The 24,488-nt window shown below is 63.0% G+C and carries 21 protein-coding genes; 10 read left to right on the top strand and 11 right to left on the bottom strand.

Annotated elements, in window-relative coordinates:
• Positions 1-191: 191 nt before the first annotated feature.
• From ACO550_RS23715 to ACO550_RS23725, 3 genes are all read right to left on the bottom strand, one after another.
• A complete protein-coding gene (locus tag ACO550_RS23715) occupies positions 192-3,293 on the bottom strand; it encodes an efflux RND transporter permease subunit (protein WP_315595895.1) in 3,102 nt (1,033 codons plus the stop codon).
• Positions 3,290-4,510: an efflux RND transporter periplasmic adaptor subunit gene (locus ACO550_RS23720; protein WP_315595896.1), complete on the bottom strand. Its 1,221-nt coding sequence runs from the start codon at positions 4,508-4,510 to the stop codon at positions 3,290-3,292. Before ACO550_RS23720 ends, ACO550_RS23715 begins: the two co-directional genes overlap by 4 nt.
• Before the next feature lie 104 nt (positions 4,511-4,614).
• The gene (locus ACO550_RS23725; RefSeq protein ID WP_315595897.1) at positions 4,615-5,232 is read right to left on the bottom strand and encodes a TetR/AcrR family transcriptional regulator; all 618 of its coding nucleotides are present in this window, start codon (positions 5,230-5,232) and stop codon (positions 4,615-4,617) included.
• A gap of 102 nt (positions 5,233-5,334) precedes the next feature.
• On the opposite strand from ACO550_RS23725, the gene ACO550_RS23730 reads away from it, so the two are divergent.
• Positions 5,335-6,834 carry an efflux transporter outer membrane subunit gene (locus ACO550_RS23730; RefSeq protein ID WP_315595898.1) on the top strand — a complete coding sequence of 500 codons (1,500 nt, stop codon included), beginning with the start codon at positions 5,335-5,337 and terminating at the stop codon, positions 6,832-6,834.
• Between the two features lie 102 nt (positions 6,835-6,936).
• Here the strand turns inward: ACO550_RS23730 and ACO550_RS23735 are convergent, their stop codons facing one another.
• Together ACO550_RS23735 and ACO550_RS23740 are read right to left on the bottom strand one after the other, a co-directional pair.
• Positions 6,937-7,326 (bottom strand): DUF3455 domain-containing protein, encoded by a 390-nt coding sequence (locus tag ACO550_RS23735; RefSeq protein WP_315595899.1) that lies wholly within the window; start codon positions 7,324-7,326, stop codon positions 6,937-6,939.
• Positions 7,327-7,542: 216 nt separating this feature from the next.
• Complete coding sequence (locus ACO550_RS23740) at positions 7,543-8,499, bottom strand: LysR substrate-binding domain-containing protein (protein ID WP_315595900.1); 957 nt, start codon at positions 8,497-8,499, stop codon at positions 7,543-7,545.
• A gap of 106 nt (positions 8,500-8,605) precedes the next feature.
• On the opposite strand from ACO550_RS23740, the gene ACO550_RS23745 reads away from it, so the two are divergent.
• The 3 genes from ACO550_RS23745 to ACO550_RS23755 are packed head-to-tail and all read left to right on the top strand — an operon-like array spanning position 8,606 to position 12,187.
• Entirely contained in the window at positions 8,606-9,595 is a 990-nt protein-coding gene (locus tag ACO550_RS23745) for a tripartite tricarboxylate transporter substrate-binding protein (protein ID WP_315595901.1), read from the top strand.
• Positions 9,596-9,636: 41 nt separating this feature from the next.
• The gene (locus ACO550_RS23750; protein WP_315595902.1) at positions 9,637-10,719 is read left to right on the top strand and encodes a type II asparaginase; all 1,083 of its coding nucleotides are present in this window, start codon (positions 9,637-9,639) and stop codon (positions 10,717-10,719) included.
• Positions 10,720-10,744: 25 nt separating this feature from the next.
• A complete protein-coding gene (locus ACO550_RS23755) occupies positions 10,745-12,187 on the top strand; it encodes an amidohydrolase family protein (RefSeq protein ID WP_315595903.1) in 1,443 nt (480 codons plus the stop codon).
• 130 nt (positions 12,188-12,317) lie between these two features.
• Here ACO550_RS23755 and ACO550_RS23760 read toward each other — a convergent pair whose 3' ends face one another.
• The 4 genes from ACO550_RS23760 to ACO550_RS23775 are packed head-to-tail and all read right to left on the bottom strand — an operon-like array spanning position 12,318 to position 15,733.
• Positions 12,318-13,313, bottom strand: a complete 996-nt coding sequence (locus ACO550_RS23760; RefSeq protein ID WP_485994969.1) for a tripartite tricarboxylate transporter substrate binding protein — start codon at positions 13,311-13,313, stop codon at positions 12,318-12,320.
• Between the two features lie 27 nt (positions 13,314-13,340).
• Positions 13,341-14,045 (bottom strand): 3-oxoacid CoA-transferase subunit B, encoded by a 705-nt coding sequence (locus ACO550_RS23765; RefSeq protein ID WP_485994970.1) that lies wholly within the window; start codon positions 14,043-14,045, stop codon positions 13,341-13,343.
• Complete coding sequence (locus ACO550_RS23770; RefSeq protein ID WP_315597823.1) at positions 14,035-14,718, bottom strand: 3-oxoacid CoA-transferase subunit A; 684 nt, start codon at positions 14,716-14,718, stop codon at positions 14,035-14,037. The genes ACO550_RS23765 and ACO550_RS23770 overlap by 11 nt, the downstream gene beginning before the upstream one ends.
• 28 nt (positions 14,719-14,746) lie before the next feature.
• Positions 14,747-15,733, bottom strand: coding sequence for a tripartite tricarboxylate transporter substrate-binding protein (locus tag ACO550_RS23775; protein ID WP_315597824.1), 987 nt, complete (start codon positions 15,731-15,733; stop codon positions 14,747-14,749).
• Between the two features lie 400 nt (positions 15,734-16,133).
• Between ACO550_RS23775 and ACO550_RS23780 the strand changes: the two genes are divergently transcribed.
• The 6 genes from ACO550_RS23780 to ACO550_RS23805 all read left to right on the top strand — a co-directional run bounded on the left by ACO550_RS23780 (position 16,134) and on the right by ACO550_RS23805 (position 23,287).
• Entirely contained in the window at positions 16,134-17,693 is a 1,560-nt protein-coding gene (locus ACO550_RS23780; protein WP_315597825.1) for a methyl-accepting chemotaxis protein, read from the top strand.
• 453 nt (positions 17,694-18,146) lie between these two features.
• Positions 18,147-18,374 carry an NUDIX domain-containing protein gene (locus tag ACO550_RS23785; protein ID WP_315597855.1) on the top strand — a complete coding sequence of 76 codons (228 nt, stop codon included), beginning with the start codon at positions 18,147-18,149 and terminating at the stop codon, positions 18,372-18,374.
• A gap of 192 nt (positions 18,375-18,566) precedes the next feature.
• Positions 18,567-19,034 (top strand): nickel-responsive transcriptional regulator NikR, encoded by a 468-nt coding sequence (nikR, locus tag ACO550_RS23790; protein ID WP_315597826.1) that lies wholly within the window; start codon positions 18,567-18,569, stop codon positions 19,032-19,034.
• A gap of 144 nt (positions 19,035-19,178) precedes the next feature.
• A complete protein-coding gene (locus ACO550_RS23795) occupies positions 19,179-21,281 on the top strand; it encodes a TonB-dependent receptor (protein ID WP_315597827.1) in 2,103 nt (700 codons plus the stop codon).
• 558 nt (positions 21,282-21,839) lie between these two features.
• Entirely contained in the window at positions 21,840-22,508 is a 669-nt protein-coding gene (locus tag ACO550_RS23800; protein ID WP_315597828.1) for a TonB family protein, read from the top strand.
• A gap of 50 nt (positions 22,509-22,558) precedes the next feature.
• Complete coding sequence (locus ACO550_RS23805) at positions 22,559-23,287, top strand: MotA/TolQ/ExbB proton channel family protein (protein ID WP_315597829.1); 729 nt, start codon at positions 22,559-22,561, stop codon at positions 23,285-23,287.
• A 151-nt stretch (positions 23,288-23,438) separates the two neighbouring features.
• Here the strand turns inward: ACO550_RS23805 and ACO550_RS23810 are convergent, their stop codons facing one another.
• Positions 23,439-23,795 carry a hypothetical protein gene (locus ACO550_RS23810; protein WP_315597830.1) on the bottom strand — a complete coding sequence of 119 codons (357 nt, stop codon included), beginning with the start codon at positions 23,793-23,795 and terminating at the stop codon, positions 23,439-23,441.
• A 448-nt stretch (positions 23,796-24,243) separates the two neighbouring features.
• On the bottom strand, positions 24,244-24,462 hold the full coding sequence (locus ACO550_RS23815; protein WP_315597831.1) for a DUF6434 domain-containing protein: 219 nt from the start codon (positions 24,460-24,462) through the stop codon (positions 24,244-24,246).
• Between the last annotated feature and the right edge of the window lie 26 nt (positions 24,463-24,488).

Here is a 24,488-nt window from a genome sequence, read left to right on the forward strand (position 1 = left end):
CTGTAAGAGGCCGCAGCAAACTGCACACGCTATGAGACCATCCTACAGATGGTCTCGTATCTGAATCTGCCTGGCCAATGTATGGCTTCGGCCAGGCACTGTCAACCGGGAAAACCCGACATCCCAGCATGCCAGTCGGTCGGGCATGCAAGCCTCGACGTCCTGCATGCCGGGAGGTCGCAAGCCTACACTCACGACACCTGCGCCATGTCGCCCACGTGGGTCTCCTGCGCCGCCACGCGCGCCGGCGGACGGATCCGGAACCAGATCGCATACATCGCCGGCAGGAACACCAGTGTCAGCAGCGTGCCGGCGAGGGTCCCTCCGATCAGCGTATAGGCCAGCGTGCCCCAGAACACCGAATGCGTGAGGGGGATGAAGGCCAAGACGGCTGCCGCCGCGGTCAACAGCACCGGCCGGGCCCGTTGCACGGTGGCCTCGACCACCGCGTCGTATGGCGACAGTCCTTCCTTCAGGTTGCCCTGGATCTGCCCGATCAGGATCAGCGTGTTCCGCATGAGGATGCCAGACAGTGCCACCAGCCCCACGAGCGCATTGATGCCGAACGGCTGATGGAAGAGCAATAGCGTCGGGACTACGCCGATCAGGCCGAGCGGACTCGTCAGGATGACCATGACCATGCCCGCCATCGATCGCACCTGGAACATGATGATCAGCAGCGTGATCGCCAGCATGATGGGGAACAGCGGTGCCAGCGCCTTGTTCGCCTTGCCCGATTCTTCGATGGAACCGGCCATCTCGATCCGGTAGCCGGAGGGTAGCTTGTCGATGACCGGCTGCAGTTGCGCCAGAATGGCCTTCGATACGTCGGGCGGCTGCTGGCCGTCGGCAATATCGCCCCGCACGGTGATGGTCGGCGTGCGGTCGCGGCGGCGCAGGATGGGGTCTTCCGTACGCACTTCCACCTTGCCAACTTGCGAGAGGGGAATGCGCCCGCCATTGGTGCTGATGAGCGTAAAGCCTGCGATGCGCTCCGGGTCGAGGCGGATTTCGCCCGCGGCGCGCGCCACCACCTGCACCGAGCGGATGTCCTCGCGTACCTCGGTCACCGGCACGCCGGTCAGCAGGAATTCAAGCTGCTGCGCCACGTCGTGGGAGGTCAGGCCGACCGCCTGCAGCCGGTCCTGCTGGAGCGTGAAGTGCAGCGCCGGTACACGCGGGCCCCAGTCGGTATTGACGGTGCGCATCAGCGGACTGGCGTCCATCACGCCTTCTACCTGATTTGCGATGGCACGCAGCTTGTCGGGGTCCGGGCCCATGACACGAAACGCGACCGGGAAGGGCGAGTAGGGCCCGAACACCAATTGCGTTACGCGCACTCGTGCGCCCGGCGCAAGACCTTCGGCGATGGCCTGGCGCAACCGGCCCTTGAGCGCGTCGCGTTCCTCCTGGCTATCGGTGCGCACCACGATCTTGGCGAAGGATGGGTCGGGTAGTTCCGGCGACATCGCCAGGTAGAAGCGCGGAGCCCCCTGGCCGATATAAGACGTCACGATCTTCGCTTCGGCCTGTTTGCCGAGCCACGCTTCCACCTTCTCTGTCGCGGCGCTGGTTTGTTCGATGGACGTGCCGTAAGGCATCTGCACCTCCACCAGCACCTCGGGACGGTCAGAGGTTGGGAAGAACTGCTGGCGAACGGCACCCATGCCGACCACGCTCGCGGCGAACAGCCCGACGACGATTGCCGCCACCAGCCATTTCCGTCCGATCACCCGCCCCAACAGCCCACGAAAGCGCTGGTAGTTTGGCGTGGCATAGATGGCACCATGGCCGCCTTCCACCTTCTTCATCTCAGGCAGCAGCTTTACGCCGAGATAGGGCGTGAAAACAACCGCGACGATCCACGACGCGATCAGTGCAATCCCCACGATCCAGAACTGGTTCCCGGTGTACTCGCCTGCAGACGACTTCGCAAAGCCGTTCGGCATGAAGCCCACGGCAGTGACCAGCGTGCCGGACAGCATCGGCGCGGCCGTATGGCTCAAGGCATAGGCCGACGCCGCGATGCGTCCATACCCCTCCTCCATTTTCACAACCATCATTTCGATGGCGATGATGGCATCGTCCACCAACAGTCCGAGGGCCAGTATCAGGGAGCCCAGCGTGATGCGATCGAAGTTCTTTCCGGTCGCGGCCATGACCACGAAGACGGCGGCCAGCGTCAGCGGAACGGCCGCCGCCACCACGATGCCCACCCGCCAGCCCATGCTGATGAAGCTCACCACCAGCACCACGACCAGCGCGGCGAAGAACTTGATCATGAACTCGTCGACGGCCGACTTGATATTGACGGCCTGGTCGGTGACTTTGCTCAGTTCCATCCCCAACGGCAGCTCGGCGTTGACCTTCGTTACTTCCGCGTCGAGCGATTTGCCGAGGTCGAGGCCGTTCCACCCGTCGCGCATCACAATGCCGAGCAGCAGCGCCGGCTCGCCCTTGTTGCGCACCACGAAGGTGGCCGGGTCCTGATAGCCGCGTTCGACGGTGGCGATGTCAGACAGTTTCAGCGTGCGGCCGTGCGCCACCACGGGGGTGTCGCGGATGCGTTCCAGCTTGTCGAACGCCCCGTCGAGTCGAACGAACACCTGCGGCCCGTCGGTGTCGATGGAGCCGGCGGGTGTTAGCACATTCTGGCTGTTGAGCGCGGCGAAGATGTCCTGCGGCGTCACGCCGAGCGTGGCCAGCCGGTCGTGGGAGAACGACACATAGATGCGCTCGGCCTGTTCGCCGATGATGTTGACCTTCTTCACGCCGGCCACATGCAGCAGGCGCTGGCGGATGGCCTCCGCCTCGCGCACCAGCAGCCGCTGCGGCTCGCCCTTGGCCTTCAGCGCGAAGAGGCCGAAGGTCACGTCGGAATATTCGTCGTTGATGAGCGGGCCGATGACGCCGGCCGGCAGGGAACGTGCCTCGTCGCCGAGCTTCTTGCGGGCCTGGTAGAACTCCTCCGGCACTTCCTTTGGCGGCGTGCTGTCGAGCAGCGTGACGGTGGTGAACGCCAGGCCGGGTCGTGCGTAGGTTTCCGTGCGGTCGTAGTAGCGCAGTTCCTGCATGCGCTTTTCCAGCTTCTCTGCGACCTGGTCCTGCATTTCCTGCGCCGTCGCACCGGGCCATGCCGTGATAAAGATCATCGACTTGACGGTGAATGGCGGGTCCTCCGCCCGACCGAGTTGGAAGAAGGCGACGACGCCAGCGATCGAGATAAGGACAATCAGGAAGAGGGTGACGGCACGCTCGCGCACGGCGAGTGCCGAGAGATTGAACTCACTCATTGCTGCCCCCTTACTCCGCTTACTCCGCTTATGCCGTTCATGCCGTTCATGCCGCTCACGGTGCGGCCTTTATCGGCGGTGCCGGCTTCGGCCACCTTCACCTCCGACGCCACCCTGACCTGCTGCCCTTCCTTCAGCAGGTGGGCCCCCAACGCCACCACACGGTCGCCGGGCTGGATCTGGCCGTCGACACGCGCCGCATCGTCGCTGATGGCGCGCACGGTGACCGGTCGCCACGTTACGTGCGCTGGGGTGCCAGTGAGCACCCAGACGCCGGGGCCCTTGCCAGGATCGTGGAGAGCCCCGATGGGGACCTGCAGGCCGGTTGGCGATGCTTCCTGCGGATCGGCCACCTGTAGTGTGACCGTGGCGCCCAGCGGCGCATCGGTCAGCGCACCGCCGAGCACGTACCGTGCTTCATACGTGCGGGTTTGTCGGTCGGCGGCGTCGGAAAGCTGCCGCAGGGTTGCGGTGATCGCCTCGTTGTCCTTCCCGTAGAGCGTCGCGCGGGCCGTGGAGCCTACCGATGGGCGCAGGGTTTCAGGCAGGTGGATGATGGCCTCGCGCTGCCCGGCGCGGGCCAGTCGCACCACCACCTGACCGGCATTCACGACCTGACCCGGTTCCGCGACGGTCTCGACCACGACGCCGTCGGCATCGGCCAGCAGCACGGCATAGTCCGATGCGTTCCGTGCCACGTCGGCCTGCGCCTCTTCTGCCCGGAGCTGTGCCCGCGCCGAGTCGGCGGAGGCCTTGATCTGGTCATAAGCCGACGCCGATACCGCCCCGGCCGCTACGAGGTCGCGGTAGCGCTCCTCGTCAGCCGCCAGCTGCGTGGCGCGCGCCTTGGCGGCGGCCACGGCTTCCTGACGCGCGCGCGCTGCCAGTTTCAGGTCGACGGGGTCAAGTCGCATCAGCGGCTGACCGCGTTTCACGGACTGGCCAGTGTCGACCAGCCGCTCCAGCACCTTGCCAGAGACGCGGAAGCCCAGATCGCTCTGCACCCGTGCGGCCACGATGCCCGTGAAGTCACGTCTTGCTGCTGACGCGTCCTGGACGTTTTCCACCCTCACCAGCGGCGCTGACACACGGGGATCGGGCTGTGGCTTGCTGCCGCATGCCGCAATTGCCAGCGGCAAGAGGCCCAGGGCGGCGTAGGGGGCAACTCTGGTGACGGCGTGGGTGACGGGGGAGGCGAAGAATCGGCGATGCAACATGAAGGCTCTCCAAACGGATAGCCTTCACTCTAGTAACAGTGACCAATTTAGTCAATGGTCACAATGAGTTTCTACGCGACAGCGATTCCCACTGTGCCGGAGGATCAAGGCGCCAGGCTTCGCAGAATCAGATTGCTGAGCTGCGGCGGCGCCACTTCGACGAAGTTGAGGTTGTGCTGGAGTTGCAGCGGATCGAGATAGGGCTTCATGACGAGGTAGATGGCGTGAGCTGTCTCGTCTAGTGGCGTCTTGCGCTCGAATTCACCCGACTCGCGACCTTCGCGCACGATCTGCAGAATCAGTTGCTGCATATGGGCGTCGTAGGCGCGGGCCGTCGGCCATTGTTCCTCGCAAGCCACCACGGCGATGGCGTACAGCTTGCGATCCTGGAAGAAAAGCCGGCTGCCAGCTTCTGCCAGCGTGCCGAAGAGGCGACGCAGTCGCTCGGAGGCCGAGGCGGCGCCTGCTACGGATTCGTCGACGGCCTGCCGCATTTGAGCGAGGCAGTTGCCGCAGATGACCTCGCCGATCGCCTGCTTGGAGTCGAAGAACTTGTAGACATAAGCCTTCGAGAATCCGATGGCCTTGGCCAGGTCGGACACAGTGGTTTTTTCGTATCCGTAGAGGCTGAAGTGCTCCGTGGCGGCTTCCACGATCTGGTCGCGCACGCTGTGGTCCATGGGACCGCGCGGCTGATGGGTGGTGGGTTGTGTATCGGTCATGTCGTGAGCTTACACGCTACGCGGTCGTTGACAAACAGTGACTAGTTTGTATTATGGTCACAAGTCACGCAAATGATTCCGAACATGTTACTCCGGCACACCATGCATTCCCGACACCGCTCCTTCCGTTCCCTTACCCATCTCTCAGGTCTGGCGGTTGCCGTGGCTGCGCTGGTGGCGCTCGCGGGCTGCGCGGTCGGCCCCGATTACCACAGGCCAGATGTCCCCAACGCGGAACGCTTTCTTGGGCAACATGACGTGGAGCAGCGCCGGGCCGCCAACCGGGCGGATCTCGAAGTCTGGTGGGAAGGGTTTGGCGACCCCCAACTGACGCGTTTCGTGCGGCTGGCGCTCGACCAGAACCTCGACTTGGCGGTGGCCTCCGCGCGGGTCACGCAGGCCGGGGGCGGACTGCGCTTCGCCACAGCCGCGCTGCTGCCCTCTGGCGCTGTCAGCGCCCAAGCCGCGAAGCAGTACCAGTCCGTGGAGACCCCGCTGGGCCGGGTGCTGAACGCGACGCCAAACTTCGACCGGCATGGCAGCCTGTACGAGGCCGACCTCACTGCAAGTTGGGAAATCGATATCTTCGGCGGCCTGCGGCGCGAACGCGAGGCATCGCAGGCGGAGTACAAGGCGTCGGAGGCCGGGCTGGCTGCTACCCGCGTGAAGGTGGCGGCGCAGGCCGCCGACACCTACGTAACCATCCGTGGCCTGCAGGCCCGGCTGTCGATTGCACGGCAGCAGGTGGATACGCAGCGGAAACTGGTCTCGACCGTCAGGCTACTCTACGCCAAGGGACTGGCCGCCGCGCTGGAGGCACAGCAGGCAGAAGGCGCACTCGCGCAGGTGGAGGCCACCATTCCGGAACTCGAATCCGGACTCGACGCCGCACTGAACGCGATGGACGTGCTGCTCGGCAGCCCCCCGGGGACTTACCGCGCCGAACTCGCCGACATCAAGGCGATCCCGGTCGCGCCACGGATCGAAGCCACCGGCACACCTGCCGACTTGCTGCGGCGACGCCCGGACCTGATCGTGGCAGAGCGTCGGCTGGCGGCGTCGAATGCCCGCATCGGCGCGGCCATCGCCGAGTACTACCCGAAGGTCTCGCTTAGCGGGCTGCTGGGCAGCGCGACGACCGTGGCCAGCGGCAACCTGTTCTCGGCCGGCGCCAACCAGGCTGCCGGTGTAGCCGGGCTGCGCTGGCGACTGTTCGACTTCGGGCGCATCGGAGCGCAGATCGATCAGGCGAAGGGGCGCGAGGCCGAGGCGCTGGCGGACTATCGACTGGCCGTGCTGCATGCGTCGGAGGATGTCGAGAACGCCTTCACGGCGCTGGTCAAGCGCGAGGAACAGACCAGTGCTCTCGAACGTGGGGAACTGGCGCTCCGCCAAGCGCGGAATTCGTCGTTCGCGGCCTACGAGAAGGGCGTCGTCCGCCTGATCGAAGTGCTGCTCGCCGACGAGAATCTGCTGAAGACGTCCGATGCGAAGGCGCAGGCCGAAGCGCAGTCAGCCCGTGCGGCCATCGCTGCATTCAAGGCCCTGGGCGGGGGCTGGCAGGCCACTACGGCGGCGCTGGCACCGGAGCGCTACCAGTGACGTCCTGCTAAAAAAACTTGCGGATCAGGTGCTGCAAACGATCGCAGGCCTCATTTCGTTCATGCTGACCATCCACGCCCCAAACAGTTGTCTGCTTCGCAGCTATTCCAGAAAGACGTAGTCCGCTCGATACGGTATGCGATTCTCCTGTCCCTCCTGCGTGCAAGCCGGAGGGAGAGCCTGACCACCTTGGGTATTCAGCCGTTGCACGTAGCGTGTTTTTGAAAGCAGGCCAGCTCCACCGTTGTTCGTTCCTTGCAACAGCAAGAGTGGAATGCTGTCCGGCGACTGTGTATTGGGCATCTGCCGCAATACCTTGCCGGTGACCTTGCTGCCATCGGGCGCTTCCCAGGTTGGTCCAGCGTAATGTTTGACAGTGACTTGTCCGGTGTCATCCTTCAAGGTGGCTTCCGGGGCCGAGAAGGTCCACAACAGCCGGCCGTCGTTCGCACGCTTGCACTGGTAAATCTGCACCCCGGATGCGTGCAACACGGTGATCGTTCCACGCGCGTCAGTCGGCTGGAGTTCGGGCGGAGCCGATATCCTCTGTGTGGCACACGAAGCGAGCACGCCTGACATGCAGAGAACAGTGAGACTGGCTCTGCCAAAATGCCGGGAGACTGTCATTTTTCCTCCTTGCCTTCACCCATGGAGGAGGATAGTTGTTCGCGAACCATGTTGCCAGTCGCGTCCGTGCGAGCAAAAGCGCTATGCAGTTTCCTCGGCCTGCTCCTTGAGCCATTGCCGGAAGACCTGGAGGGATTGGAGTTGCGCCGACTCTTCGGGATAGACCAGGTAGTAGCCCTTTGCGTAGCGCCAACTCCGGCGTGAAAGCCGCTTCAGGCGTCCCAGCGCCACCATGTCGTCAGCCATATACGGTGGAAGCAGCGCGATCCCCATGCCGGCGACCGACGCGTTCAGCGCCATCGACATGATCTCGTATCGGGGACCTTCCCGACCGGCCTCGCCATCGACCCCGTCCAGCTTGAACCATTCATCCCAGGCGTCAGGTAACGTCTGATGGTGAATGAGCGACGATCGTGGCGTGCTTGCGCCGATTGTCTTGCCGTTTCTCGCTATCCAGTCCGGCGCGGCATAGGGCGACAGAATCAGCGGCAGCACGAACTCATTGTGCAACCCCGCACGTTGGCCATCACCGAATTCGAGCGACGCATCCACAGTCGTCGCGCTGAAGTTCACTGGCCCAACCCGCGTACCGATATTGAGGGTGATTTCGCCGTGCGCCCTTGTGAACGCCGGTAGCCGTGGAATAAGCCAGTACGTTCCGACCGATGCGCCGACGGACAACGACAGGGTGCCGCCGCGTCCCTTGAGAGCCATTACGTTGGCTGTCGCGCGCTCAAGCCTTTGCAGCAGTGGCGCGATCTCACCCAGGTAATAGCGACCAGCATCGGTCAATGCCAATGCGTCGCGCCGGCGAGTGAACAGCTTCACGCCGAGCCGGTCCTCCAGTGTCTGGATCTGTCGGCTCACCGCACCCTGGGTAAGCCGGAGTTCCTTGGCTGCCGCGGTAAAAGACAGCAGCCGGGCACTGGCCTCAAGGCACAGCAAGGACATGGTCGATGGGGCGCGGACGTGGAAGCTCATTTTGAACGGGGGGCCAAGTAGACGAGAGTCCGGTCGCGATGCGAGTCGGGGATCCATGAGGATTTCTCATGCTACCCGCAGTAAACATGGTTTGTCCAACGCGGACTGCGACCCTACGATCTGGGCAACACAGCCTGTGTTCCCTACGATCAGAGAAGAGCCAATGACCACGAGATACTTCACGCGGCGCGACATCATGAAGCTGGGAATCGCCGCAACATCCCTGGGCCTTCCAGGGCTATCCCATGCAGCGCGCTGGCCCGGCCGGCCGGTGAGGCTGGTGGTGCCATCGGCCGCTGGCGGCTCGCCGGATGCCATCTGCAGAATTCTCACCGAAGAGCTTTCGCTGTCGCTTGGCCAGTCGTTTATCGTCGACAACAAGCCAGGGGGCGCGGGCAACGTGGGAATGGTCGACCTGGTCAATGCTGCGCCCGACGGCTACACACTCGGCTACGGCAACGTCGGCACGCTGGCCATCAACAAGTCGCTGTTCCGGAAACTTCCTTACGACCCGGACAAGCAACTCGCACCAGTAGCATTGCTTGGCTACGTCCAGAATGCATTGGTGGTGCGCAAGGACCTGGGCGTGGGCAGCGTCCAGGCACTGATCGCCCTGGCCAAGTCAAAGCCAGGTGTGTTGACCATGGGATCCGCCGGCAATGGCACCACGGGGCACCTGAGCGGCGAGCTGTTCAAGAGCATGACCGGTACGTCGATGACCCACGTTCCATACCGTGGCAGTCCGCAAGCCATTCAGGACCTGATGGGCGGCCAGGTCGACCTGATGTTCGATAACCTGAGCTCGATCACCCCTCATATCAAGGCTGGGCGCCTGAAGGCGCTGGCGGTGACCGGTGCACAGCGCAGTGCACTGTTTCCCGACATTCCTACGCTCGCGGAATCGGGCGTGCCCGGCTACGACATCGTGGCGTGGGGCGGAATCGTGGCGCCCGCGCGAACTTCGCCGGAAATCATTGCGCAGCTGAATGGGGTCATTAACGACATTCTGGCCAAGCCCGCGGTCCGTGACAGGTATGCCGCGCTTGGCTTCGAGACGCTCACAGGCCCTCCGGCAAGGCTGACAGAGCGCGTGACACGCGAGACGCCGCTTTGGGCCGGCGTGGTGAAGCGCTCCGGCGCGCAAGTTGACTGACTGAAGCCCTCGCTATCCCGCATCCTCCATTACTGAACATCATGAAGAATTCCATTCGCACCTTCCTGGCGTGGTTCGCACTGGCGAACGCGTTCGTGCTGCCAGCGTCCGCACAACAGGCCACGGGTCAGTCGGGTCAATCTGGCAATGGCCGCAAGCCCGGCGTCGTTATTCTTGCCACGGGTGGCACCATCGTGAGTTCGACTCGCTCACCCACCGACATGGCCAACTACAGTGGCGAACTGGCCGGCGTCGATGCGCTTCTGAAGGCGGTCCCCCAGATTCACGACTACGCGAATGTCCGTGCGGAACAGATCGTCAATGTCGGCAGCAACGTAATCACGAGCGAGAACATCCTTAACCTTGCCAAGCGGGTGAACGCCGTACTGGCGGATCCCGATGTCAGCGGTGTCGTCATTACGCATGGCACGGACACGATGGAGGAAACCGCCTACTTCCTGAGCCTGGCCACCCGTTCGAGCAAGCCCGTCGTCATCACCGGATCGATGCGCCCGGCAACGTCGCTCAGCGCGGATGGTCCCGTCAACCTGCTGGATGCCGTCATGGTGGCTGCCGATCCCGGTTCGCGCAACCGGGGCGTCATGGTGGTGATGAACGACCGCATCAGCGCGGCGCGCTATGTCACGAAGATGAATACCCTGAACGTCGACACCATGGGGGCGCTCGAACAGGGATACCTGGGTGCCATTGCCGGCGAGCGCGTGCTGTATTACTTCGAGCCTGCGCGGGCCAAGGGCGAGCTGTACTTTGACGTTTCGACGGTTACGAAGCTGCCGCAAGTCGAGCTGGTGTATCGCTATCAGGGGCAAGAGATGCAGCTCGTGCGCGATGCGGTGAAGGAGGGCGCCCAGGGCGTGGTCATTGGATTCACGGGCAATGGCAATGCCAGTGCGGACCACGAAGCGCTGATCCAGGAGTTCGGCAGCCAGGGCATTCCCATCGTGCGAAGCTCGCGCGTGGTCAGCGGCATCGTTACACCCAAGGTGTCCGGCAGCATGGCCACCGGGAGCCTCACGGCGCAGAAGGCGCGCATCCTGTTGATGCTCGCGCTTACCAAGACACGCGACCCGGGGCAGATCTCCGAGTACTTCGCGCAACAATGAACAATGAATGGCCGGGGACAAGTGAATGACTACCATGCTGGATCTCGTGATCGAAGGCGGCACCGTCATCGACGGAACCGGAGCGCCTCGCCGACGCGCGGACGTTGGCATCGTCGCTGACCGTATCGTTCGCCTGGGAGACCTGTCGGGGGTCCCAGCTGCCAGGCGCTTCGATGCATCAGGCAGCATCGTTGCCCCTGGCTTTATCGATGTGCATACACACGACGACCGGCTCTTGCTTGACGCACCGGTGGGCGCACATCCGAAACTCTCGCAAGGTGTGACGACGGTCATCACGGGAAACTGCGGGATCAGCCTGGCGCCGTTGCACTCGCTGGATACACCACCCGCGCCCCTCGATTTGCTGGGAGCCGCGCCATGGCGGTTTGATAGTTTTGGTGACTATCTGGACGAACTGGAACAGTTTGGCCCCGCGGTCAATGCCGCCTGTCTGGTCGGGCACTCGACCTTGCGCGTCAGGCGCATGGAGCGTCTGGATCGTGTGGCGACCCGGAGCGAGCAGCAACGCATGGCGGCCGACCTTGCCATGGCACTGGAGGCGGGCGCCATCGGCATGTCTACCGGTCTCTACTACCCGCCAGCCCGAGCCGCGAATGCTGACGAGGTTGTCGCGGTGGGCCAGCCGCTTGCGGCAGCGCACGGCATCATCACGATGCATATCCGCGATGAGGGCGATGCCATTGCAGACGCGCTCAATGAGGCGCTGATGATTGGGCGTGAGCTTGGCATCGAGACCGTCTTGTCGCATCACAAGCTGGTGGGCAAGGCAAATCATGGCCGGTCAGTTGAGACGCTGGCCATGATCGAGGACGCATCCAGACTGCAGTCAGTGTGTCTCGACTGCTACCCATACAACGCGTCCTCCACGATGTTACTGCCAGGCCGGATCGCACAGTCCGACGATGTGCGGGTAACGTGGTCGCAAGCCGACCCCAGCGTTGCGGGTCGGTCGTTGCTTGCCTTGGCGCGGGAGCGTGGCGTAACACCGGAGGCGCTGGCCGAGGCATTGCAGCCGGCTGGCGCCATCTACTTCGCCATGAACGAGGACGATGTGAGTCGCATTCTGCAGCATCCCGCAACGATGGTGGGTTCCGATGGCCTGGCGCACGACGTGAGTCCGCATCCGCGCCTGTGGGGGACATTTCCGCGGGTACTTGGCCACTATGCGCGCGACCGCCGATTGTTTCCGCTTGAGACGGCGGTGCACAAGATGACCGGCCTGAGTGCCACGCGTTTTGGCCTCGTTGGACGGGGAACCCTGGCTGAGGACCACTATGCCGATATCGTGGTGTTTGCCGAACAGTCTGTCGGGGATGCCGCCACGTTCGACAATCCGACCGCGGTAAGTACAGGGATCAAGGCGGTGTTCGTCAACGGAAAACTGGCTTGCGAGGAAGGCGAGACCCGGGATTCGCATGCGGGCAGCGTGTTGCGGCGCGGACACTAGCGCGTGCTGGGCGACGCTAAGGGCAATAGAAGTTGCGGACGAGGTTGCCCGCCTGACAGAGAATTCTCGTTCGAAGACCAGTGACCGGCCAGCAGGCCGGCCCGGTCTCGCGCGGCAGATGCCAGCCTGATTACTCCAGCTTGACCCCCGCGCCGGTCACCACTTTGTTCCAGCGGACGAGTTCCGCCTCGATGTGGGCGCCGAGCGCCGACGGCGTCGAGCCTACGGGCTCATAGCCATTGGCCGCGATCTGCGCGCGCAGATCGGGCTGGGCCAGCACCGCGGCAATCTCGCTGCTGAGCTTGTCTACGATGTCGCGCGGCGTGCCGGCCGGCGCCAGGATGGCATACCATCCGTTGATATCGAAGCCGGGAACACCGGCTTCGGCCAGTGTGGGCACGTCGGGCGCCATGGCCGCACGTTTGGCGCTAGTCACGGCCAGCGCACGCATCTTGCCCGCGCGGATCTGCGGCATCGACGTGGAAATGCTGTCGAACGTCAACTGGATATCGCCCGCGAGCATGGCATTGACCACCTGCGCGCTGCCCTTGTAAGGCACGTGCGTCATCTTCACGCCCGTCATTGAATCGAACAGTTCACCGGCCAGGTGTCCCGTATTGCCATTGCCGGCAGAGCCGAACGTGATCTTGCCGGGTGTGGCCTTGGCCTGCGCAATCAACTCGGCCACGTTGCGTGCCTGCAATGACTGGCTGCTGGCCAGGATCAGCGGCAGGTTGGCCACAAGAGAGACCGGCGCGAAATCCTTGCGCGTGTCGTACGGCAGCTTCGGATACAGACTGGGATTAATGGCGTGCGCGGCGAGCACCATGATTAGCGTATAGCCGTCCGGTTTGCTACGTGCCAATGTTTGTGAGGCAATCGTGCCGCCAGCACCGGGACGGTAGTCGAGCACGATCGGTTGCCCCAGCCGCTCTTGCAGCTTCGCACCCAGCGGGCGCGCCAGCAGGTCGGCACTGCCGCCGGGCGGATAGGGAATCAGTAGCTGGATGGGCTTGGCCGGCCATGTGTCGGTGGCGTGTGCGATGCGCGGTGCGGCCACCGCCAGCAGTGCACCAAGCATGATTGCTGCCGTGGCGCGCGGTTTGCCAATGGTTCTTGTTGTCATGGTGTCTCCCCTCGGTGAGCGACCGTGTCAGCGGCCTGTGCGCAGCACGCGATGATCGTTGGCCAGCGTCAATGGCGCAGCCGTCAATGCCTGGACCGTCTCGAACGAAACGCCCTCGACCAGTCCGGTCACCATCAGGCCGCTACCGGGCTGTACGTCGATCACGGCCAAGTCCGTGTAGATGCGATCCACCACGCCCAGGCCGGTCAGCGGATAGCTGCAGTCCGCCACGATCTTTGGCTGTCCGTCACGGGTCACGTGTTCCATCATTACGAACAGCTTCGCGGCACCAACGACGAGGTCCATCGCGCCGCCCACGGCGGGAATGGCATCGGGCTCGCCCGTCGACCAGTTGGCGAGGTCGCCGCCGGCCGATACCTGGAAGCCTCCCAGTACAGTGATGTCGATATGGCCGCCGCGCATCATCGTGAACGACACTGCATGGTCGGAGATCGAGGCGCCAGCCAGCAGGCCGATGGGCTCCTTGCTGGCGTTGATCAGGTCGGGGTCGGTTGCGCCGTCGCGAATGACGGGGCCCATGCCGAGGATGCCGTTCTCGCTGTGCAGCACGATCTCGCGGCCGGCGGGCAACTGGTCAGACACCAGCGTGGGCATGCCGATGCCAAGGTTGACCACGCTGCCGTCGGGCACGTCGTGCGCAACGATACGCGCGATCTGCATGCGCGACAGGCGCGGCAGCGCATGGGCACGGATGGAGGCGTCATGCGGCATGCTGAACTCCCGGGTTGGCGAGCACCACGGCCTGGACGAAGATGCCAGGCGTCATCACGTGCTCCGGCGGCATCTCGCCCAACGGCGAGATATTGTCCACCTGGACGATGGTGTGGCGCGCGGCCGTGCACATCACCGGCCCGAAATTGCGGCCCGCGTAGCGATAGGTCAGGTTGCCCCACCGATCGGCGCGATGTGCCTTGACCAGTGCGAAGTCGCCATGCAGCGGTTGTTCCAGCACGTAGCCGGTGCCGTCGATCATACGAGTCTCCTTGCCCTCGGCCAATGCCGTGCCGTAGGCGGTGGGCGTGAAGAAGGGGCCCAGTCCGGCGCCAGCGGCACGCATGCGTTCCACCAGCGTGCCCTGCGGCACGCATTCCAGCGCCACCTTGCCCGCGCGATACGCTTCGATAAAGGCTTCGGCATTGTTCGAACGCGGATGCGAGCAGATGACCTTGCGCACGCGGCCCGCGCGAATCAGCGCGGCAATGCCAGTATCGCCGTTGCCGGCGTTGTTGTTGACGATGGTGAGGTCGCGCGCACCGTGCGCGAGCAGGGCGTCGAGCAGGGCGCCGGGAATGCCCGAGCCACCGAAGCCGCTGACCAGCAGCGTTGCGCCATCGCCAATGCCTGCCACCGCCGCTTCCAGCGACGGGACGATCTTGTCGATCATGAAATCTCCTAAGGCTGCCGTTGACGGCTTATTGCTGCGGAATGGCGGTGTCCTTGACCACGCGCGCCCAGCGCTGGCCTTCCTGGTCGATGAACTGGCCAAAGTGCTCGGGCGTGTCGCCGCCCGCCTGACCGCCCAGTTCGGCCAGCCGCGACTGGACCTGCGGCTCGGCGAGCGCCGTCGCGGCGGCCTTGTGCAACTGGGCAATCACGGCCGGCGGCGTGCCGGCACGGGCGACCAGCCCAAACCATGCGGTGACCTGGAAGTCGTCGAAGCCCACTTCCTTCATGGTGGGCACGTCGGGCAGTTCGGCCACGCGCGCGGCGCTGGTCACGGCCAGCGCACGCAGCTTGCCGGCCTGGATCTGCGGCAGCGAGCTGGGCAGGTTATCGACCATCATGGTCACCTGGCCCGCCACCAGATCCGCCACGGCGGGTGCGGCGCCTTTATAGGGCACGTGGATGACGTCGATACCAGCGCGTTTGCGGAACAGCTCGCCAGAAAGATGCACGGATTGGCCCGTGCCGGATGACCCGAAGGACAACTGGCCGGGCTGTGATTTGGCCATCGCAACCAGTTCCGCCACGTTGTGCGCAGGCACCTTGGCGTTGACTACCAGCACATTGGGGACCGACACCACCAAGGTGATCGGCGCGAAATCCTGCGGCTTGTATGGCAGTTGCCGGTAGAGGGCGTAGTTGATGGCGTTCGGGCCGATATTGCCCATCATGATGGTGTAGCCGTCGGCGGGTGCCTGCAGCAGCGCCTGCGATCCGATGATGCCGGCGCCACCGGCGCGGTTATCCACTACAACGGGCTGGCCCAGGATCTCGCTCATGCGCTTGCCCACCAGCCGCGCCGCGATATCGGTGGTGCCGCCCGCCGCGGCGGGCACGATCAGCCGGATGGGCCGGTCAGGCCAGGCCGCCTGCGCGCTGCCCGCCATGCCGAACGAGAAAGCCGTGGCCGCCACCCATGCGGCCGCCAGACGGGAGATCCCCATCGTCTTGGACATTCATGTCTCCTTGTGCGGCGCTGGACCGCCGGGCTGCGGCGGCGCTCGCCGTCGGTTTTTCTGACACTGTGATGCGCGACCTACGATAGGCGCGTGCCCCGGACAAGGGAATTCATGATTCACAAAACTGGGCTTCGGGTTCGTGGAAGGCGGTGTGCGCGATGCGGGTCAGGGATGGCCGGAGGCGGACTCATGATTCGTGCGTCCGAGCACGCTGGCCGCCCTTGCAAAACCCGGTATTCGGCCGCGATCCATACCCTACTAAAGTTGGGTTGAGGATGGCAGTTGAACAGCCGTTCTGCAAGCGACAGTGCCTAACCTTGCTCGTCAACTACGCGGCAAGGCATACAAAAACCAAGCAGAACCTATTGCCGAGGGCGTAGGGATAAGGGGGATACGAATGGCGTTCATCGGCAATATGAAGATTGGCAAGCGGCTGGCTCTTGGCTTCGCCCTGATTCTGGCATTTTCAATTGCAATTACCGCTATCGCCATCTGGCGACTCGACAACGTGGCAGCCGCGACGCGAGAAATGATGAAGGTGCCTCTCCTCAAGGAGAGACTGATTGGCGACTGGTATGCCAATCTGGCATCGGGCATCCGACGCACTAGCGCAATTGCGAAGAGTAGTGATCCTGCGCTGGGCCCTTATTTCGCCGAAGAGGCAGCGGCGTCGTCCAAGAGCTCAGGTGAACTTCAGAAAAGAGTCGAAGCCCTGATTTCCACTGAAGAAGAAAGGGCGCTGTTCAGCAAGATCGGCGAATCGCGGAAGGCCTACTTGAGTTCTCGCGATGAGATCAACAAGGCTAAGGCAGCCGGTAATGTCGATGAAGCCACGCGTATTCTGGACAAGGTGTTCACCCCGGCGGCGAACGCCTATCAGGGCACGATGCGCGAGCTGGTTGAAGTGCAGCGACGCACCATTGACGATACCGCCAAGGAGATTGATGGCGTTGCCGCCAAGAGTCGCGCTCTGCTGCTCGTGCTCGAAGGACTCATTCTGATACTTGGGATCATCTGTGCGTACTTCCTGACCCGCAGCATCAGCCGTCCGCTGGCACTAGCTGTCAGCGTGTCGCGTCGCGTGGCCGATGGTGACTTGTCCAGCGAGATAGTGGTGAGATCCAGTGACGAGACCGGCGAGCTGTTGCAAGCGCTGAAGGACATGAATGACAAGCTTGGAGGCACGGTCGGAAATATTCGAACGGCCAGTGTGGCGGTCGCTAGCGCTGCGGGGCAAATTGCATCCGGCAATATGGATCTATCTTCTCGCACCGAAGAGCAGGCTGCTTCGATCGAGCAGACTGCGGCGAGTATGGTCGAGCTGACGGAAACGGTGAATCAGAATGCCGACCATGCGCGCCAGGCGACTTCCCTCGCCGGAAGTGCCAGAGAGATGACGGAGTCCGGACGTTCCGATGTGGCCGCGATGGTGCAGACGGTCGGTGAGGTGAGTGCCGAGTCGAAGAAGATCGCAGAGATCACCGGCATGATTGAAGGAATCGCATTTCAGACGAATATCCTGGCGCTCAATGCCGCAGTTGAGGCAGCACGTGCTGGTGAGCAAGGGCGAGGCTTCGCGGTTGTCGCCGGCGAGGTACGATCGCTGGCGCAAAGGGCGTCTGGCGCAGCCAAGGAAATCAAGGAACTGATTGAGGCATCAACTGTGAAGGTGCAAGTTGGTGCTCAGCAGGCCGAGGGCGTTAGTGCCGCGATGGAACGGATCAATACGGCAATCGAGCGCGTCTCGGATATCATCGGCGAGATTTCCGCGGCATCCGACGAGCAGAGCAAGAACCTTGAACAGGTGAGTCTTGCCATTGCCCAGATCGACCAGGCGACTCAGCAAAATGCAGCGCTGGTCGAGGAATCCTCCGCAGCAGCACAGGCTCTGCGCGAGCAGGCAGTTGGTATGAAGGACGAGGTGATGTATTTCAAGACCGCAGGCCAATTCGCCTAAACAGGCCGTACGTCTGGTTTGAGCGCAACACAGCGGCCATGAGAGGTCGCAGTTCACGCGCTCCTATTGGATGATTCAGCGTCAGATCTGAGCCTGAAAGCGACTCGGTCCGCTGGCCAGCATGGAACTGTCTGCTTCTGGCTGGGTTGCCGCGCCATGGTGCGAGCTACTACTGGCTCATGGCAGCGCTGCTAGTCATACCAGCGCTGGCCTACGTGGCGTGGGAACTGCTATTCGCCTAATCGTGTTCGCACGGCTGTTCGAGGTATCAGTGGAAATATGGAATCGGTACAATCCGCCGCTTCCTTGACACTAGGTCCGAGATCGACTCGCACTATGCGCCCTAAGATCAGAGCGACCGTTGTTTGTTTTCGCGGTGACAGCGTCCTGCTCGTGTCGAATGACGGCACACGCTGGGCGCTCCCTGGAGGTCGTCCCGACGCACAATAGATCCTGGCCGACACAGCCGCCCGGGAATTGCAGGAAGAGACTGCGCTGAAGGTCAAGACGCTCGCTTTCCATTCCCAGTTTTTGGGGGTGACGACAGTGCATCACGTGTTCAAGGCGACGGTGAGTAAGTCAGCCGAGCCACGCCCCCGCAATGAAATCAAAGCATGTCGCTGGTTTGCTTGGGGCGAACTTGACCAACTTGCGATTAGCCCGACGACGAAGTGCATCTAGGCGGACGCTTTGGCGGCGTAGCTATGGTGTCACCGACGTCATGGGCGCGCGGCGAACGATTCGTGGACATCAGCAGACTGTTGGACGAGAGTCGGCATTGTGCTTTATGGCCAAGAGGATGACATTGTGAGCGACGTTCGGCACGCGTGCTCATGGTAACTTGCTGGTTTCCCCTCTAGTCGCGGCTGTGCCATGGAACGCTTTACGATTTCCCTTGATGATGCTCTTGCCAACGAGTTCGATCGTTTGATCGCAGAGCGCGGGTATGGCAATCGATCCGAAGCCGTGCGCGACATCCTGCGCCGCCACCTCGATCACTGGCGGGAGTCGATCGATGCGGACGGACCCTGCGTTGCCAACCTGTCCTACGTCTACAACCATCACGAACGCGACCTCGCGGAGCGCCTCACGCGCATCCAGCACGACCATCACGACCTTACCGTATCGACCATGCATGCCCACCTCGACCATGAACGTTGCATCGAGACGGTGATCCTTAAAGGGCCTGCCAGTGCGGTGCGCAAGCTGGCCGATGCCATCAGCAGCGAGCGCGGCGTGCGGCAAGGACAATTGAACATGGTCATGACCGAGAGCGACCCTATGCGGCTGGGTTCCGATCCGCATGGCCGATCGGGGCCCCATTCTCACCACCACGACTGAACAGCTTTGGCTTTAGGCATCTTGATGCACCGTAACGGTGCCTGCTGGTTGGTATGAAGTTTGCATAAATCGTCATACCAATTCGCATAATAAAAAATGAGCCAGAGCAATCCTTCTTGCCGGGCGGCTTCGACGCGCTCGACCATGCCCAGTCTTGGACTCCTCGCGGCAACGCTTGCCGCCATCCCGGCGAGCGTCCTAGCGGGTGGCCTTCAGCAGGCCCAGCAGGACCTTCCAGAGGTAACCGTCCAGGCAGCGCGTGCCGAAGTCGCGACTGCAGGCACCGCCGTTTCCGCCAACCAGGGCTACGTCAGCCGCGATCAGCTCGCCAATCGCCCGTTGCTGCGTCCCGGCGAACTGCTGGAGACCGTCCCGGGACTGATCGTCACGCAGCACAGTGGCGACGGCAAAGCGAACCAGTATTTCTTGCGCGGCTTCAATCTCGACCACGGCACCGACCTGTCCACGACCGTGGCCGGCATGCCGGTCAACATGCGCACCAATGCGCATGGCCAGGGCTATACCGACCTCAATTTCGTGATTCCGGAACTGGTCAGCGGCATCGCCTACAAGAAGGGCACCTACTTTGCCGAAGAGGGCGACTTCTCGGCAGCGGGCGCCGTGAGCATGGACTATGTGTCGCAACTGCCCGCCGGCATTGCTCAGGTCGAACTGGGTCAGCATGACTACCGTCGGGCCGTGCTGGCCAACTCGCACCAGGTAGGGCCCGGCACCGCGCTCTACGGGCTGGAATGGCTGCAGGAAAACGGTCCCTGGGTGTTGCCGGAAGGCGTTCGCAAGCTCAACGGCGTGTTCCGGTACACGCTGCCGCTCAGCGGTGGCGAGCGCGTGGGCGTGACCGCCATGGCGTACCGGAATAGCTGGGACTCGACCGACCAGGTTCCGCAGCGCGCGATCAACGCAGGGCTGATCTCGCGGTATGGGTACATCGATCCGACCGACGGCGGCTACGCCTCGCGCTACAGCCTCTCCGCGGACTGGCTGCGGCCCGTGCAATCCGGGCTGTTCAAGGCGAACGCCTATGTCATCAAGAGCCGGCTCCAGCTGTTTTCCAACTTCACGTACGCATTGGACAATCCCGAGCGTGGCGACCAATTCCAGCAGTTCGAGAATCGCGTCACGGCGGGCGTCAATGCCTCGCGACTCTGGTTCGGCAAACTTGGCCGACGCGACACCGAGACCGAGGTCGGCGCGCAAATCCGCTATGACCGGCTGGGCCCCATCACGCTGGCCAACTCGGAAGCGCGACAGATCTACGAAACGGTACGGACCGACAGGGTCAACGAAACCAGCGCCGCGCTATACGTACGTAACACGACAGAGTGGCTGCCGTGGCTACGTACCATCGCGGGCCTGCGCGCGGATCAGTTCTGGTATGGCGTATCGAGCGACAACCCCGCGAACTCCGGGAACGGCACCGACCACATCGTCAGCCCCAAGTTCAGCGTCGTCATGTCGCCGGCCGACCAGACCGAAGTGTTCCTGAACTGGGGGCGCGGCTATCACAGCAACGACGTGCGCGGCGCAACCACCACGATCGACCCATCCACCGGCGAGTCGGCACAAAAGGTCAGCGTGCTTGTGCCTGCAACAGGCTATGAGATCGGCGTTCGCACCAGGCGCCTGGCCCCCGGCCTGCAGATGTCAGCGTCCCTCTGGCAACTCGATATCGGCTCCGAGCTTGTCTTTTCTGGCGACAGCGGGACCACCGAGCCGAGCCGGCCAAGCCGCCGCCGCGGGATCGAGCTGGCGGGCTACTACGCGCCGACCGAGGGCCCGCTAGCCGGGTTGATTGTCGATGCGGATGCTGCCTTCTCTCGCGCACGCTTCCGGGATCACGAGGATATCGGTGACTACATCCCGGAGTCCATCCAGACCACGGCCTCGGCAGGCGTCTCGTACAACACCGGACGATGGTCGGTCGGTGCGCGGGCGCGCTACTTCGGCCCGCGTCCGCTTATCGAGGACAACAGCGTGCGCTCCGCTTCCTCGTTCCTGGTGAACCTGAAGGTGGGCTATCGCATTCTCAAGGATGTGCGAGTCTTTGCCGAAGTGCTGAACGTGTTCGGCAAGCGGGTCAACGACATCGACTACTACTATGCATCGCTGCTGAAAGGCGAGACATCCCCTCTAAACACCGATGGTTCGCCGGCCGGAATTAACGACCACCATATTCATCCGGCGGAGCCGAGGACATTCCGGGTGGGCGTTCTGTGGAATTTCTGACCATCGGCACCCGACTATGCTGCTTAAGAGCACGTCGAACGTTCGGAGTTGGCCAACAGGCTGTCGTTGTGAAGTTGGCCAACCAATGGCTTTGAATGGCCGGCGGGTCGCTTGATCTATGCAGATTCCTCTCGCGCATGCGGCCACCCGACTGGAGTCGCCCCGTCTCCGACGCTTAGGTCCCGACAACCGTAGGTCCAAAAATGATTTGCAAGCTGCCAGATTGGAGCGTGGGTACGGCGATTGGGCGAGTACCGCCGCGGAAACGTACAGCTTCCAGCACTTCTGCGGAGCAGGCTCAGATCATCCTTCACAACTAGTCGCGCCACGGCCCTTGCTCCAAGCTCAGCAGCTAAGATGGCAATGTCGAGTTGACGCCTTCGCGGCACCGGGGTCGTCGAAGGCCTCCTCAGGGACACTTGTCTTGCCAAGGAAACCTGCAACGCCGTCGTCATCGGCCGTGGCGGAGGCATCATGGTCGGGGGACTTCGTTGGCGCGACTCTGTCAAGAGTCGGAGTCGGCCAATTGTCTGCGCCAATTAACCTGGCACTCTTGCCATGTTTGATCAACGACTACTCAAGGTCACCATCGTGGTCCTGCTGCTCCACGCAGGACTGCTGTACCTGATCCATAGCGGGATGGCTAGCAAGACGACCGAGGCCGTCAACGCCCCCGAGATCATTGCGCGACTCATCCCGTTGGAGCCCCCACAGCAACCTCCTGCGCCCGAACCGCCCAAGCCTCAACCGCAGACGCCGCCATCGCAGGTCAAGGTGGTGACGCCGCATCTGACACCGCATCAGCAGAAACCGACCCCGGCATCCGTTGCGACGCTGCCGCCGACGCCGAATGCGATCGAGGCGCTGCCGGCACCGTCGGCATCGCCGGCCCCGCCAGTCCAGGCACCGGAGTCGCCCGCGGCATCCACACCGGCAAACGCCGCGCCGCGCGTCGTAGGGATCGGCGAGATCGCGTGCTCGCCGCCAAAAATTACCTATCCGACTCAGTCACGTCGCATGGGTGAAACCGGCAGAGCGGTGGTGAGTCTGACGACTGATGAGAGCGGCCGCGTGGTCAAGACAGCCGTGGTGACGTCGAGCGGTTCGAAGCACCTTGATACGGCGGCGGTCAACGCCGTGCAGACGATGCGCTGCAAGCCTTATATGGAGAACGGTCGCCCCGTGGCGGCGACCGCCCAGCAGCCAATCGACTTCGAACTGAACTGATTTCCCGGAGTCTTTCCGACACCTAAACGCTGACCCTCTCAGAAACCACCATGCAGGAACTCGGACTCTCCCACCTCTGGTCGCAAGGCGATCTCGTCATGCGTGCGACAGCCATTGTTCTGCTGATCATGTCACTGCTTTCGTGGATCGTGATTCTCACCAAGGCGAGGGATCTCGTTCGCCTCAGGAAGATGGCAAATGGCGCGGAAAGGCGCTTCTGGTACTCGGACGACTTCGATCACGCACTCGATACGCTTGGCGCCCGCGATGCCAACCCGTTCCGCACGCTGGCCGTCACCGGCCGCGAAGCCGCCCAATTCCATCGCGCCGGCGATCCCTCGTTGCACGCTGCCCTCGATATGTCTGACTGGCTGACGCGCTCGCTCAAGACCGCGATTGACGAAGCCGTGGCGCGCATGCAGTCGGGCTTGGCCGTGCTGGCTTCGATTGGTTCGACCGCACCGTTCGTCGGTCTCTTCGGCACGGTGTGGGGCATCTATCACGCACTGCTCAGTATCGGCATATCGGGTGTGCCGACCATTGACATGGTGGCCGGGCCCGTGGGTGAGGCTCTGATCATGACCGCCTTTGGCCTGGCCGTGGCCGTCCCGGCCGTGCTCGGCTACAACGCGCTGAGCCGCGGCAACAAGGGCGTCATCAGCAAGCTCAACCGCTTTGCGCACGACTTGCACGCATACTTCGTGTCCGGAGACCGCTTGCGCCCTACCACCGCGGGACGCTTCGACGACGCATCGACGCGCGCGGCCGTCGAGAATTGAGCGTCGGGACTTTCTTGGACCCGCGCCTCCCAACCCTTTAGACTTATGGTCGCCCTGGGGTGACAGGCTTGGCCCGGTGAGCGGGCATCCATCCGGGGCAGGGTTCGCGAAGCGGTCATTTGAGTAGCAGGATCCTGCCGTAAGCGGTCTGTCAAAGCGCCTCGAAGTGCTGCAACTCCAGCCATGCGTTGTAGATGCCGGTCAGAGCTACCACTGCCAGTGCAACGCCCGCGAGTGTCGACCAGCGACGGACCATGGCGGCAACGAACTGGCGCCGCTCATCCGCCGCCATGGTCAAGCTACGAAATCCGGTAAGCGTGAGCCCGATCAGGCTACCTCCCCAGAGGGATGCGGCGAGCAAGTGCGACCAGTCCATGAGTTCGTGCAGCGTGATATCGCCCCAGTCGGCCGGATGGCCGGACAAACTTCTGCTTGCGGCGATCAGACAGGCCGCAGCCAGCATCATCGCCGTGACCACTGGAACGACCGCGCCAACACGCGGCTCCATGCGATCAGGAAATGCTTGTGCCAAAGTCGCTTGGGGCGCCATTAGTCCACATAGCGCGGCGACCGCCAAGCGGATCCTCAATGGGCGTAGGTACATTTTGGTCAACGGAAGATTGGTTTTCCGACGCCCCGGGAAACATGTCGTCCAGGAACCAGTGAAACTGAAGGAACACCCCGACGTCATGCCCGGATCGACGATTGACCGGGATGGCAGCTTCCAGGGCAACCTGTATGTACTTTCCGAAGATGCGACTAGCCTTTAGAGGCCGTTTACTGTTGGGGTGGCGCCGCACGAGCGACCGAGTGATCGCACGTACCAACGACGCCTTATGGTCGGTCTTTGCCCTCGGCCGACCCGGGCAATGGATTGTCGGCCCCAGAGGCGACTACCGACCCGCAAACCGCCATCTTGTCGCTGCCGACGCTATTGAGATTCGGGAGACGTCCGGCTAGCCTCTAAGAAGTCCTTTCCTTCGCTGCCATTCGTCGGCGACATTGCCCATGGTTTTGCTTGAGCCGTCGCGAATCCATGCCATAAAGGGGCGGTCAAACGCGAAGTCTGGTCCGCACTGTGAGAGCATGAATCGTCTTACGTTTTGTGTATTGCGGTAGGCCCCGTCTACCGGAGTGCTCCGCGTGATTTGGCCGCTGTGCCAATCGAAGATCATTGTGTCGCCGTCAGAATATGCCGGTC

The sequence above is a fragment of the Cupriavidus sp. genome (assembly GCF_057315035.1).